General features: G+C 38.9%; 11 protein-coding genes. 4 read left to right on the forward strand and 7 right to left on the reverse strand.

Going from position 1 to position 13633, the window contains the following annotated elements; all coding sequences use genetic code 11:
* Window positions 1–30: 30 nt before the first annotated feature.
* From ABVM52_RS10000 to ABVM52_RS10010, 3 genes are read left to right on the forward strand one after another with little or no spacing between them, the layout of a single operon-like run.
* Window positions 31–1464 (forward strand): sulfatase, encoded by a 1434-nt coding sequence (locus ABVM52_RS10000; protein WP_405380069.1) that lies wholly within the window; start codon window positions 31–33, stop codon window positions 1462–1464.
* The gene (locus tag ABVM52_RS10005) at window positions 1461–2174 is read left to right on the forward strand and encodes a tRNA1(Val) (adenine(37)-N6)-methyltransferase (protein WP_405380071.1); all 714 of its coding nucleotides are present in this window, start codon (window positions 1461–1463) and stop codon (window positions 2172–2174) included. The genes ABVM52_RS10000 and ABVM52_RS10005 overlap by 4 nt, the downstream gene beginning before the upstream one ends.
* A 55-nt stretch (window positions 2175–2229) precedes the next feature.
* Window positions 2230–3408 (forward strand): acyl-CoA dehydrogenase family protein, encoded by a 1179-nt coding sequence (locus ABVM52_RS10010; protein ID WP_405380073.1) that lies wholly within the window; start codon window positions 2230–2232, stop codon window positions 3406–3408.
* Window positions 3409–3545: 137 nt separating this feature from the next.
* Here ABVM52_RS10010 and ABVM52_RS10015 read toward each other — a convergent pair whose 3' ends face one another.
* From ABVM52_RS10015 to ABVM52_RS10040, 6 genes are all read right to left on the reverse strand, one after another.
* Window positions 3546–4892: a GH1 family beta-glucosidase gene (locus ABVM52_RS10015; RefSeq protein ID WP_405380075.1), complete on the reverse strand. Its 1347-nt coding sequence runs from the start codon at window positions 4890–4892 to the stop codon at window positions 3546–3548.
* Between the two features lie 24 nt (window positions 4893–4916).
* Window positions 4917–5915: a glycosyltransferase family protein gene (locus ABVM52_RS10020; protein ID WP_405380077.1), complete on the reverse strand. Its 999-nt coding sequence runs from the start codon at window positions 5913–5915 to the stop codon at window positions 4917–4919.
* Window positions 5912–6775: a UDP-2,3-diacylglucosamine diphosphatase gene (locus tag ABVM52_RS10025; protein ID WP_405380079.1), complete on the reverse strand. Its 864-nt coding sequence runs from the start codon at window positions 6773–6775 to the stop codon at window positions 5912–5914. The genes ABVM52_RS10020 and ABVM52_RS10025 overlap by 4 nt, the downstream gene beginning before the upstream one ends.
* Before the next feature lie 239 nt (window positions 6776–7014).
* Entirely contained in the window at window positions 7015–9312 is a 2298-nt protein-coding gene (locus tag ABVM52_RS10030; protein ID WP_405380081.1) for an FdhF/YdeP family oxidoreductase, read from the reverse strand.
* 93 nt (window positions 9313–9405) lie between these two features.
* Complete coding sequence (locus tag ABVM52_RS10035; RefSeq protein WP_405380083.1) at window positions 9406–9771, reverse strand: DUF7009 family protein; 366 nt, start codon at window positions 9769–9771, stop codon at window positions 9406–9408.
* A gap of 265 nt (window positions 9772–10036) precedes the next feature.
* Window positions 10037–10915: an NDP-sugar synthase gene (locus ABVM52_RS10040; protein ID WP_405380085.1), complete on the reverse strand. Its 879-nt coding sequence runs from the start codon at window positions 10913–10915 to the stop codon at window positions 10037–10039.
* 145 nt (window positions 10916–11060) lie between these two features.
* Here ABVM52_RS10040 and ABVM52_RS10045 point away from each other — a divergent pair, with 145 nt between their 5' ends.
* Window positions 11061–12413, forward strand: coding sequence for a Gfo/Idh/MocA family protein (locus tag ABVM52_RS10045; RefSeq protein ID WP_405380087.1), 1353 nt, complete (start codon window positions 11061–11063; stop codon window positions 12411–12413).
* 6 nt (window positions 12414–12419) lie between these two features.
* Here the strand turns inward: ABVM52_RS10045 and ABVM52_RS10050 are convergent, their stop codons facing one another.
* Window positions 12420–13613, reverse strand: coding sequence for an AEC family transporter (locus ABVM52_RS10050; protein WP_405380089.1), 1194 nt, complete (start codon window positions 13611–13613; stop codon window positions 12420–12422).
* Window positions 13614–13633: the final 20 nt, after the last annotated feature.

A 13633-nucleotide genomic window follows, 5' to 3' on the forward strand; every position in this document is an offset into this window, starting at 1 on the left:
TAAGTAATTTAATATCCGTAAACGATTGTTATGAGTTTAAAATCATGTTACATTTTATTTTTGGTTACCGTAATCTCTCAGCATATATCTGGTCAGAAAATAAAGCCTGCTAAAAAGTACAGACCCAATGTTATTTTGATTTTTACTGACGATCAGGGTTATAATGATGTGGGTGTTTTTGGAGCAGATGATATTGATACACCCAACTTGGACCAAATGGCCGCAGACGGAGCCAAACTTACCCACTTTTATGCAGCGCAAGCAGTGTGCTCCGCTTCTAGGGCGGGAATTTTAACCGGAGCTTATTCAAACAGAATTGGTATTCATAACGCCTTTATGCCCAATAGTAAAGTAGGTCTACATCCAGATGAGACTACACTAGCAGAACTTTTAAAGGAAGAAGGATATGCTACCGCAATTTTTGGGAAGTGGCACTTGGGCGATGCTGAACAATTTATGCCGAACAACCAAGGTTTTGATGAATATTATGGTATTCCATATTCTAACGATATGTGGCCATTACATCCACAGCAAGGACCTATTTTTGATTTTGGTCCGTTGCCTTTATATGAAAATCAAAAAGTGATCGACACGCTTACCGATCAAACGAATTTAACCACGGAAATTACCGAGCGTAGTGTCGATTTCATTAACCGCAATAAAGAGAATCCGTTCTTTTTATATGTCCCGCATCCGCAACCCCATGTACCCTTATTCGTTTCGGATAAGTTTAAAGGGAAGTCTAAAAGAGGCAAATATGGAGATGTAATTATGGAGTTGGATTGGTCTGTAGGGGAAATTATCAAAGCCGTAGAAAAAAATGGTTTAACCGAGAATACCATTGTTATTTTTACTTCTGATAACGGTCCATGGTTGGCATACGGAAATCATTCTGGTAGTGCCTTTCCTTTTAGAGAGGGTAAAGGTACCGCATGGGAAGGTGGACAAAGAGAACCTTTCATCATTAAATATCCGAAAGAAATCAAAGCAGGGTCAACTATCGAAGCCCCTGTTATGGCCATTGATATTTTGCCATCAATTGCTGAGATAACCAATGCTCAGTTACCGGAAAAAGTGATAGACGGTAAAAGTGCATGGTCGCTATTTACAGGTAAAACCAATGAGAGTCCGCAAGAAGCCTATTTCTTTTATTACCGAGTCAATGAACTTTTCGGTGTTCGGTACGGGAAATGGAAATTATATTTTCCGCATAGGTATAGAACAATGAACGGCCAAAAACAAGGCAAGGATGGGTGGCCCGGTGAATACAAAATGGTAGATTTGAAAGAAATTGAGCTTTATAATCTGGAGACCGATGTGGCTGAAATGAATAATGTAGCTTCGGAACACCCAAATATTGTGTCCAAAATAAAAGAATTAGCTAACGATATGCGTAAAAGACTTGGAGATTCCTTATTGAAAATGAAAGGCTCTGAAACACGTAAAGCTGGAAAAGTAAAATGAACAAACCCTTTAAATTTAAACAGTTTACGGTGCATCAAGACCGTTGTGCCATGAAAATTGGTACAGACGGGGTATTGCTTGGGGCTTGGACCAACGTTGAGTGTCAACCAGAATCTATTTTGGATATTGGTGCAGGTACGGGACTCATTGCACTTATGTTGGCCCAACGTAGTAGCGCAGAAGTAATAGATGCCATAGAAATAGATGCAGAGGCCTATGAGCAATGTGTGGATAATTTTGAACAATCACCTTGGGGTGATCGTCTTTATTGTTACCATGCAGGATTAGATGAATTTATGGATGAGATTGATGATACCTATGATGTGATTGTCTGCAATCCTCCCTTTTATTCTGAAAATGTAAGCTCGGGCAACCTGCAACGAGATCAGGCCAGACAAAATGATTTTCTCCCTTTTGCGGAACTGTTAGAAGGTGCATCATCACTTCTTGCCAATGATGGTATATTCAGTACCATTGTTCCTTACAAAGAAGAAGAGGACTTTGTACGTTTAGCGGCTACTTTTGGGTTGTATCCACAAAGATGCTTGCACATTAAAGGAAACGAACAAGCAACCATTAAACGTAGTCTATTGGAATTTGTAACCCAACAACAACCATGTACGGTCAAGGAACTAATTATTGAAACGGAAAGACATCAATATACGGCAGATTATATACGGCTCACACAAGACTTTTATTTAAAAATGTAACTTTAAGCTTGTGTAATGTTATATTTTTTACTTTACCTTTATTGAAACATTTGTTATGAGACCCGATTTGTTTGAAGCACCCGATTATTATAACCTGGACGACCTTTTATCCCAAGAGCATTTGTTGGTACGTGATGCCGCCCGCCAATGGGTTAAGAGAGATGTATCCCCAATCATTGAAGAATATGCCCAAAAGGCAGAATTCCCTAAACAGATTATAGGTGGACTAGCAGAAATAGGAGCGTTTGGTCCTTATATACCAGAGGAGTACGGTGGGGCCGGTCTAGATCAGATTAGTTACGGACTCATTATGCAAGAAATTGAAAGGGGAGATAGTGGGGTACGCTCTACAGCTTCTGTTCAGTCATCATTGGTCATGTACCCTATTTTTACCTATGGTACCGAAGAGCAACGTAAAAAGTACCTTCCAAAATTGGCCTCAGGGGAATGGATGGGATCTTTTGGTTTAACCGAACCCAACCATGGTTCTAATCCAAGCGGTATGGAAACCAAATTCAAGGACATGGGCGATCATTACCTTTTAAATGGTGCAAAATTATGGATATCGAACTCTCCTTTTTGTGATATTGCCGTAGTATGGGCAAAGAATGAAGAAGGTCGTATACATGGATTAATTGTTGAACGTGGTATGGAAGGGTTTACTACCCCAGAAACTCATAATAAATGGTCTTTAAGAGCATCAGCTACCGGTGAACTTATTTTTGATAATGTTAAAGTGCCAAAAGAAAATCTATTACCAAATAAATCTGGATTAGGAGCGCCATTGGGATGTTTGGACTCCGCTAGATTTGGAATTTCCTGGGGAGCTATTGGTGCTGCCATGGATTGTTATGACACGGCATTGCGTTATGCCAAGGAGCGGATTCAATTTGGAAAACCTATAGCCGCCACTCAATTGCAACAAAAGAAGTTAGCCGAAATGATTACTGAAATTACAAAGGCCCAATTGTTGGCGTTTCGTTTGGGTCAATTAAAGAATGAGGGCAAGGCGACCACGGCACAAATTTCAATGGCAAAAAGGAATAATGTGGAAATGGCAATAAAAATTGCCCGTGAGGCAAGACAGGTTTTAGGAGGAATGGGTATTACGGGCGAATATAGTATTATGAGGCATATGATGAACTTGGAAAGTGTCATCACCTATGAAGGTACCCATGACATACATTTATTGATTACTGGAGCGGATATTACGGGAATGCCGGCATTTAAATAATATAACTTTTTGGTTGCATTGGCATAACTTCATTTTTTAATGCCTTCTATAATTTTCGGATGCATAAGTTGAGATGTGATTTTGTTAAGAAGTAGTTTAGAGCCGATGTTTTCATCGGCTTTTTTATACTAACTATGTTATTCTTTTAAAAACCGGGCAAACCATTTTCCGGAAGCTTTAAGGGTTCTTTTTAAAGTTTTAAAATCAATATGAATTAGACCAAATCTTGCATGATACCCCTCTGCCCATTCAAAATTATCGGTCAGGGTCCATACAAAATAACCATGTACATTTAATCCTTCTTGTTTTGCTTTGTACACTTGGGCTATATATTCTTGTAGAAAGTTTAAACGGTGTTGGTCATCTACCTCACCGTTCTTTATTTCATCCTTAAATGCCGCACCATTTTCTGTAATTATGATTTTATTTATTTGGGAATAGGCACTGAATTTTTCAACCATATGGTATATGCTTGGAGGGTATACCTCCCAATCCATTAAAGTAGTATTTACATTACGTTTACTGGCCTTTACGATCTTCGCTTTTAAATAAGGAACAAAAAAACTATGGGTTATTTTTTCACGGGTATAGTTCTGTAGCCCTATAAAATCAAAATTAAATGTACAACGTTCCATATCCCCAGGTTTTATGAAAGCCTTTAATCGTTTAAGGACAGGTACATCATTAATGGGGTAACCTAAGCCCAAGGTAGGCTCTATAAATAATCTGTTTAACAAGGCATCGGCTTTTTTGGCTGCTTTTATATCCCTTTTGTTGTTTTTATAGGCCGTTATCTGGGAACACGAAAAGGTGGTGCCAATTTTGGCATGGGGAAGTAACCTTCTTAAAATACGTCCGCCTTCTGCTTGGCAAAGTACTGCGTGATGTACTGCCGGTAAAAAATTTCTTAACCGTTTTTTACCTGGTGCATGCACCCCTAAGAAATATCCAGCCCCGGTAAAGACCATAGGCTCGTTCAAAACCATCCAATATTTTACCCTACTGCCAAAGGCCTTGGCACAAACAGTGGTAAACTCTGTAAACCAATCCAGTATTTCTCTATTGGTCCATCCGCCCTTATCTTCAAGAGCCTGGGGTAAATCCCAATGATATAGGGTAATCCACGGTTCTATTCCATGTTTTAGGCAGCAGGAAATTACATTGTTGTAAAATGAAATTCCTTTTTCATTGACCGTACCGGTTCCAGTTGGTAAAATGCGTGTCCAAGAAATGGAGAATCTAAAATTTTTGATGTTCATGGATTTCATCAATATAATATCTTCTTCATACCTATGATAAAAATCACATGCAATATCCGCTTGGTCATAATTGCGAATCGCATTTCTTTTCTTGGTGAAAGTATCCCAGATAGAGGTGCCTTTTCCATGGCTGTAACTGGCCCCTTCTATTTGAAATGCAGCAGTTGACACCCCCCAAATAAAGTCTTGACCAAAATGGGAAGCGTTCAATTCTGACTTTGCCATATTTTCGGGAATAGTAACAGGAATTTAATGTGACTTGAAAGATGTTGCCAGTAATTGGGAGACCATTTGTTCGGTAATATCTGGATAATCTACAGAAATAATATCTTCACTATCCAACCAATGCTGCATTTTGTCCAAATGCTTCTTCTTTAAGGATTTTATAACCGATACTCCTATTTTACTTAGTGCGGCCGCATTACATTGTTGTTCATATTGACCTTTCATAGGAATAACCAGTAATTTCTTTTGCAAGAACAGACTTTCTGCAGGGGTTTCAAATCCTGCGCCACAAACTATTCCTTTGCTAGAAGCCATACTTGCTACAAAATCATGGTTAGTAATGGGCCTAATATGAATGTGTTCATTAACATGTTCCTTTTTATTGTGTTTGGAGAACACCTGCCATTTTACCCCCTTGAACTTAGATAGGAATTGTATAAGTTTTTCATCGCTGTAGGAGGGTAGATATACGGTATAATGGTCATTTTGGGTAATTTTGGCTTCCCTAATATCCTTTCTTATGATGGGAGTGTAAATGTTGGGCTCGTATGATTGAAAATGCAATCCAAACTGGCGACTAGTAGGGGCGTAGTTTTGTAGGATCCATTTTCCAAAGGGGTCTTTTTTCTTGGGTTTTGGTGCCTTGGGAGACAATACCGCTGCTTGGTGACTAAAACTATAACATGGTAATTGCTTTAATTTACAAGCCCATGCCGTTACCGGTTCAAAATCGTTTATGACCAAATCATAGGATTCTACCGGAATACTCTTTATTTCTTTTTGTAATCTTAACGAGTTTGCCCTGTAATAGGTTTTCCACATATCTACCCCTCCTTTTTTGCCGAAAATAAAACTGAGACCCTTTAATTGATATGTTATGGGATAGGGCAAGGACACATCTGCCTGGATACCACTTACCAATAAATCTAAACTGATTTCTTGCTTTAGTAGGGCGGGTATTACATCTCGCGCCCTACTTAAATGGCCGTTTCCTGTACCCTGTATTGCGTATAGTACTTTCATTTAACAGACTGTGCCATACCATTTATCTTAAATTCTGTAAGCAAGCTTTCAAAAAGTTCTCCTTTTTCCAAGAGGAAGCTTTCATCCAAAGGATCATCTTTTTCATTGTTCATGCTTTCATCCTCTAAATAGGAATACAAGGTCCAGGCTCCTTTTTTATATTCCAAGGCGGTCAGATTTTCTATCCAATCACCAGAATTTAGATAGGTAACTTCACCCTTTTCCGTTTTTATATTTTTAATAACGGGTTGGTGTATATGGCCACAGACCACATAGTCATACCCATTTTCAATAGCAATGTCTGCCGCAATACGTTCAAAGTCATTTATGAATTTCACAGCAGATTTTACTCCGTTTTTTATCTTTTTGGACATAGAAATGGGGCCTTTGCCTATTTTTTTACAGATAAAATTTATGGCCCTGTTCAAGAGTATTAAAAAGTCATAGCCCTTTGCTCCCAATTTTGCTAGCCATTTACTATGCTGCATGGTTACATCAAAAACATCTCCATGGAAAACCCAGGCCTTTTTATTGTGTAAGGGCATAACCAGTTTGTTGGTTATACTTAAAGACCCCATATGGCTGCCGGAAAATTTGCGCAATAGTTCATCATGGTTGCCAGTGACATAATGTACAGGTATACCCTTGGCGACCCATTCCATGATTACCTTGACTACCTTCATGTGCGATTTTGGCCAATACCGTTTGCTAAATTGCCATATATCTACAATATCACCATTTAAAATGACCTCTTTGGGCTTAATGGATTTTAAATATTTTAATAGTTCCTTGGCGTGGCAGCCATAAGTTCCTAAATGAATATCTGACAGGACCACAATGTCTACAGGTCTTTTTTTCATACGTGTAATGCAGTTTCCCTTTTTTTGAAAAACCTGTTTTTGGAGTGAAGTAAAGTGCTTTTGAGCTTAATGTGCATAACCAGCACAACAATAGAGAACAGTACTATTTTAATAGATTTCATATACTGAAATTTATACCTGTAAAGTTTCAATATTTGAATCGATAGTGTGGTTACCTAGAACTTATGTTTTGGTTATGGCAGTGTTAAACAAAGACCTGTAGATGTAAAATTGATTAACTATTTCTTTACCAACCGTACCTTTATAGATTTACTGATCGGTGTTTTGCTGCGCGATGCAAAATGATTGTAAGGCACCAAAATATTGGTCTCAGGAAAGTATGAAGCTAAATTACCCGAAGGAATATTATATGGAATTACCTTAAATTTGTGTGCGGTCCTCACCGTTTGGTCATAGGTACTCGTAATATCCACAACATCTAATTTATTAAGCCCAACGGCTTTCATGTCATCCGGATTCATAAAAATAACCCTACGTGCATTATACACCCCGCGGTAACGATCGTCCAGTCCGTAAATGGTTGTGTTGAATTGATCATGAGAACGTATAGTCATGAGCATGTACTCATCTTTTTCCAGGTGGTGCTCGGGTAATTGGTTAATGGTTATCTGAGCCTTACCGTTTGGCAACATACTAAAATCCAGTTCGCGGACATTATTGGGTAAATAATAGCCTGCACCCTGTGATCGCTCCTTGGTATTTTCAAAACCTTTTGCAACTTGATCGATTTGCGTACGGATTAGTTCATAATCCGCTCCCAAAGCCTTCCAATCCATGGGGTGGGTATCTCCAAAATAGGCCCTACCAATATTGGCTATGATTTCGGGTTCGCTCATGACGTTTTCCGAGGCCGGTTTTAAGATTCCCTTGCTCTGTTTTACCCTGCCCATACTATTTTCTACTGTAAAATGGCGGGGTTTTCCATTTTTCATGTCCTTTTCTGACCTGCCAATAGTAGGTAGGATCAAAGCTGTTTTACCGGTTACCAGATGTGTTCTGTTCAACTTGGTGCTTATCTGTACGGTAAGGTCACAGTTTTGTATACCCTTGGCCGTGAATTCGGTATCTGATGCCGCCATTAGGAAATTACCTCCAAGACACATGAAAATTTTTACCTTACCTTCATACATGGCTTTCATGGAACCAACGACATCTAAACCTTCATGATTAGGGGGTGTAAAGCCTAAATATTTCTCAATACGTTCATTTAGTCCCTTGTCTACAAAATGTTGTATACCTACACTACGGTCACCTTGTACATTGCTATGGCCTCTTACGGGGCAGGTACCTGTATTGGGTTTGCCAATAGAACCTTTTAGCAACAATAGATTTACGAACTCCCTTATATTTTCCACGCCGTTCTTATGTTGGGTAAGTCCCATTGCCCAGCAAACGATTATTTTGGATTTATTGGCCAATAGGGCTACCGTCTTATCAATACTTTCTTTGGATACGCCAGTTTGGCCAAGGAGTTCCTTTTCGTCATATTGTGCCAGGTCGTGTAACAAAGCATCATATCCTTCGGTATATTTGGCAATAAATTTGTGGTCAAAAACTTTACCGGATACTTGGTCAAGCGCAACTAACTTTTTTAAAATAAGTTTGATCAAAGGGATGTCTTGGTTAATGTTAACGGGCAAATGAATATCTGCCATATCTTCTCCGCCACCTATCCATCCATTAATATTCTGTGGGTTCTTAAAATTGACCAACCCCGATTCCTCTAATGGATTAATACTAATTACCTTACCGCCGTTTTGCTTGCATTTCTCAAGTGCGGAGAGCATTCTAGGGTGGTTGGTACCGGGATTTTGCCCCGCAATTATTATAACTTCCGCTTCGTAAAGATCTTCCAATGTCGTTGAACCTTTACCTATGCCCAATGTTTCTCCCAAGGCTACACCGCTGCTCTCATGGCACATGTTGGAACAGTCTGGTAAGTTGATGGTTCCAAAAGCACGTGCAAACATGCCATATAGAAAAGCCGCCTCATTGCTAGAACGCCCAGAAGTATAAAATATAGCTTCGTCTGGGTTGTTCAATTTTTTAAGTTCAGATGCTATAAGTTCAAAAGCCCCGTTCCAAGAAATAGGTTCGTAATAAATACTCCCGGCCCGTAAAACCATTGGTTCTACCAAACGGCCAAATTTATTGAGCTCATAGTCAGATAGCAGCGATAATTCCTCTACAGAATTATTTTTAAAGAATTTGGCATCTACATGATTGGTAGTGGCTTCATCACCTAGTGCCTTGGCCCCGTTTTCACAATACTCTGCAACAGGGGAAGGGTGCTCTGGATCGGGCCATGCACAACTTGGACAATCAAAACCATCTTTCTGGTTCATGCTTAACAAAGACCGCATGGAGCGTAACACGCCCATTTCCTTAAATGTATGTTTAAGCGCTTCACGCACCCCTAAATAGCCTGCGGCATGGTTGACAGGTTCTTTGAGTTCTATGTCCAGAAAATCTTCAGACCCTCTAAAAGATACATTTCTTTGCGCTTTTGATTCCATGGTATAAACTTATCAATTGTACGGCTAACCTTTAGGCTCATATCTGTTAAATAGTACTTTAATCCATTTAAGGACTAGCATTTAAAGCGTGTGCTAGGTTAGTTTGGGGTTTGGATAATTGTCAGATTGATCTTCCAAGGTATTATCCAGGCAGGTAAAGTCTTTTTCCAATAGAAGATATAATGTCTCTCCATTAGACGTTGCTACAGTATGGTCATAGGTTACAATTTCATTGTTGTACCATTTTTTGCCCAAAGCACTTGGCATTTTTAGAATAATACAATTGTCCTTAAAACTGGTTTCTAGATTAGGTATCCCATCTGTCAAGACCACGCCGTATTTAAATTCTGACTTGCCAAAGTTGGTGTGATCATAGATTTCCCCGTTCTCAGATAAAGCCTTGACTTCAGACTGGGTCAATCTAAATCTTACAGAATTGCCTTTTATTCTAATCTTCATAGCTGTTATTTGAGTTCACAACAAAAATAGGCCATCTGACAACAAAATTTAAGGGGCATACATCAATTTGTTTCTATTTCTTTATGTATCTGGTAAGTTTACTATGTAATAAAAAACGAATTAAATTTTTTTCATTTTCATATAGTGTTCTCGTAAAAGAGTCCAATCCGCAAAGGTTGGACTCTTTTTAGTTTCGGTCTATACCAAAAAAAATCCCCGAAACTATTATAGCTTAGTTCCGGGGATTTTAAATTTTTAAAGAACCTTAATTCCAGATAGGAGCGGGGTATTTGCCCATATCCGATTTCTCCTTAAGACTGTTCATTGCTTTTTCCTTATCACTGGCATAGGTTACTCCAAACCAATCTCCGCCAGAAGGTATACATTTTACTTCAATCTCATTAGCCTGTAACATTTCCTGTATCATTAAAGGTATATAAAGCTCACTATTGGCAATACGGTCCTCATCTTTTAAAAACAATCTAAATTCTGATTCTATTTTATCAAAAATTGATGGTCTGCATACCCAAAAGTTCATACTTGCCTGCTCGTCACCGGTAAATTCCAGTTGAGTGTCCTCATCAATGATTTTATCCTCTGTCTGCACCAATTTTAATCGTTCTTGTACAGATTTCAAATTATCGCCGTCAACCTCACACACGCCTCTTGAAACCGACCCATGCTCTGATAAAGTGTCTTTTAAGGTATATCCTAAAAGGGCATAGGCATCAGTATTGGAACTCATAAATTCCGCAGCTTTTTTATAAGCTGCCTGACCGTAAAAATCATCGGCATTAATGACTACAAAAGGTCCGTTAATTACATTTCTTGCTGTCCAAACCGCATGTGCCGTTCCCCATGGTTTTTTACGTTCTCCCGTAAAGGTTACTCCATCAGGTAGATCTGTAAGTTCCTGTGCAAGTACATTTAATTTTATGCTTTTTGGCAACCTTGAGGAAAGGTGTTCTTCCAAAAAGGATACATTTTCTTTTTTAGTGATGACCACAATCTGATCAAAATTGTTCTGTATGGCATCAAAAATGGCGAACTCCATTAAAAATTCACCATTGGGACCTAAATCATCAAATTGTTTAAGTTTTCCATATCTACTACCACTACCGGCAGCCATTAAAAGTAATGTCATGATTTTCTGTGTTTATCATTCAAAAATAGGAAATGCCTTTAAAACGACAGGGCGAATTTAGATGTATCACCGTTAAATTTGATGATTAGTTAATATGGTTTGGCAAGTTTTTATAATTTAAGTGCTCAATTATAGAAATTAAATAATGGCATCAAGAAGAAAGTTTATTAAGAATACATCTATGGCCGGTTTAGGATTAATGGCCGTTCCCGGTTTTGCAACGCAAAGATTTAGTGCGGTAGATAAAATAAATGTTGGTTTAATAGGGGTGGGTTTAAGAGGTACCAACCACTTGGCAAATTTGCTACTGAGAAAAGATGTCAATGTAACGGCTATATGTGATATAGATAAAGACCGTATTGCCATTGCAAGAAAACATATTACGGACGCTGGGGGCAAAATGCCCAAGGTTTTTGATGCCAACGAACATGATTATAAAAATCTTTTGTCACTTAGTGATGTTGATGCCGTCATGATTGCCACACCTTGGCTTTGGCATAGACGTATGACGGTAGATGCCATGGAAGCCGGAAAATATGCAGGGGTAGAGGTTTCAGCATCAAACACTTTGGAAGAATGTTGGGATTTGGTGAATACCCATGAACGTACAGGTACCCATATGATGATTTTGGAAAATGTAAACTATAGAAGGGATATTCTCGCCGTTTTGAATATGGTGAAGCAAAATGTCTTTGGCGAATTGGTGCATTTTAGATGTGGGTATCAGCATGATTTACGCCACGTGAAATTTAATGACGGTAAAACGGCTTATGGTAAAGGGGTGGAGTTTGGTGAAAAAGGTATATCAGAATCTAAATGGCGTACTGCACATTCCGTTAAGCGCAATGCAGATGTATACCCTACCCATGGTCTTGGGCCCATTGCGGTTATGGCAGATGTAAATAGGGGCAACAGGTTTGTTTCCATGACATCACACGCTACCAAAGGCATAGGGCTACATAACTATATTGTTGAACACGGCGGGCAAGAGCACCCTAATGCTAAAATTAAATTTAAACAAGGCGATGTAATTACCTCTACCATAAATACGGCCAATGGCGAAACCATTATCATTACTCATGATTGTAATTTACCAAGACCTTATTCCCTTGGGTTTAGGGTACAAGGTGCAAATGGGTTATGGGAGGTAGATGGTGGCCGTATGTACATCAATGGTACTTCTAAACCACATACTTGGGATGATGCCCAACCTTGGCTTGCCAAATATGATCATCCGTTGTGGAAAAAATATGGGGAATATGCCTTGGATGCCGGTCACGGGGGTATGGATTTCTTTGTGCTAAACTCTTTTGTTGAATCCGCTAAACAGCAAATTGCGCCACCTTTAGATGCATACGATGCCGCTGCATGGAGTGCGGTTACCCCATTATCTGAAGTTTCTATAGCCAACAATGGCGAGCCACAGGATATCCCAGATTTTACAAGGGGATTATGGATGAACAGAAAACCATATGAATGGATGAAAGAGGCTTATTAAGGAATTTTAGCTTACTGCCGCTTCATTGACCCTATCCTCATTAGGAACCGTATTTTCTTCTTTTGCTATGGTCAACCTTGGATGGTCTTTTTTGAATTTGGGAACAACTTTACGCTCGCGGTGCATCATAAAACTCTTGGATTTAAATATGTCCGGTGCAAAGGTTATAGCCAAAATGGCCGTACCTAAACCTAGCAATATCAGTGGATTGATAAAGAATTCGCTAAAGGAGAAAATTCCAATAATCAATAATGTTGAAAAGGGCAGGGAGCAGGCTAGAATGTTCAATCCAAAATTGACATCAAATGTAGGTTCCTTTTGTTGGTCTTTTACTTCTAAGGACTGAATGGCGTTCATGTGTGCAAAAGGCCAAAAACTACATGAGCTTTGAGGAAAGACCACCAATAATAATATCATGGCCGGTGTTAATGAAGGTAGGGCATAGGCAAATAATCCGCTTAAAAAGAAAGCCAATCCGGCCCTACGCAATAACATGGAGAGTATAAGTTTAAACTCACCGGAATTTATTCTTACCGCCATTCCAATAAAAAGGAGTACCAATGGGGTCATTATGTCCTTGATACTAAGTACGGTGTTCTGTAAAAATCCGGGTAAGGCCGTTAAATTAAGCCCAAACCCCAATAGAATTAGTCCTATGACCATAACCATGTTTATAGGTTCATTGATCAATGAGATCATTAGGCCCTTTAATTTGCTCTTTGAGGATTCCTGCTTGTTGGTTACAGCCCTTTTTCTGTACCAATGCATGGCGAGCATATAAAGTAAAATGAGTACAAATATTTTATTACCAACATCTGCCAGTGCCGCTAAAGCCAATGTGTCATCTCCTAAATAGGCTACTATAAAAGGAAAACAAGATAGGCCAGGTGCCGTTGATGGCAATAACATCATTAAGGTCCTTTTTTTGCTATGCTCGTTTTTATGTAAAGAAACGGTCAGGAAATATTTGGATGCCAATAACATTAATAGGTTAAATGTTAGCGCCATGAACGGAAAGACCAATAAGGTTCCCTTTAATTCTATTTTTAAAAGAGCTACAAAGATAGTGGCAGGTAATGCCACACTTAGAATAAGTACTTTTATTCCTTTTAAATCTTGTTTGGCCACTTTTTTCTGCAAGAATACACCTAGGGAAATAATCAAAAGTAGCTCAAGTGTTTTTTGTAATGCAAAATTCATGTTGATATGGCGTTATATTG

Origin of the sequence: Maribacter sp. LLG6340-A2 (genome assembly GCF_045057105.1) — a bacterium.
Lineage (GTDB): Bacteria > Bacteroidota > Bacteroidia > Flavobacteriales > Flavobacteriaceae > Maribacter.

Bases quoted from the DNA above. Each gene is read 5' to 3' on its own strand.
- ABVM52_RS10000 (WP_405380069.1), top strand. From the start codon at position 31: ATGAGTTTAAAATCATGTTACATTTTATTTTTGGTTACCGTAATCTCT.
- ABVM52_RS10035 (WP_405380083.1), bottom strand. From the start codon at position 9,771: ATGAAGATTAGAATAAAAGGCAATTCTGTAAGATTTAGATTGACCCAG.
- ABVM52_RS10025 (WP_405380079.1), bottom strand. From the start codon at position 6,775: ATGAAAAAAAGACCTGTAGACATTGTGGTCCTGTCAGATATTCATTTA.
- ABVM52_RS10040 (WP_405380085.1), bottom strand. From the start codon at position 10,915: ATGACATTACTTTTAATGGCTGCCGGTAGTGGTAGTAGATATGGAAAA.
- ABVM52_RS10020 (WP_405380077.1), bottom strand. From the start codon at position 5,915: ATGAAAGTACTATACGCAATACAGGGTACAGGAAACGGCCATTTAAGT.
- ABVM52_RS10030 (WP_405380081.1), bottom strand. From the start codon at position 9,312: ATGGAATCAAAAGCGCAAAGAAATGTATCTTTTAGAGGGTCTGAAGAT.
- ABVM52_RS10005 (WP_405380071.1), top strand. From the start codon at position 1,461: ATGAACAAACCCTTTAAATTTAAACAGTTTACGGTGCATCAAGACCGT.
- ABVM52_RS10045 (WP_405380087.1), top strand. From the start codon at position 11,061: ATGGCATCAAGAAGAAAGTTTATTAAGAATACATCTATGGCCGGTTTA.
- ABVM52_RS10050 (WP_405380089.1), bottom strand. From the start codon at position 13,613: ATGAATTTTGCATTACAAAAAACACTTGAGCTACTTTTGATTATTTCC.
- ABVM52_RS10015 (WP_405380075.1), bottom strand. From the start codon at position 4,892: ATGGCAAAGTCAGAATTGAACGCTTCCCATTTTGGTCAAGACTTTATT.
- ABVM52_RS10010 (WP_405380073.1), top strand. From the start codon at position 2,230: ATGAGACCCGATTTGTTTGAAGCACCCGATTATTATAACCTGGACGAC.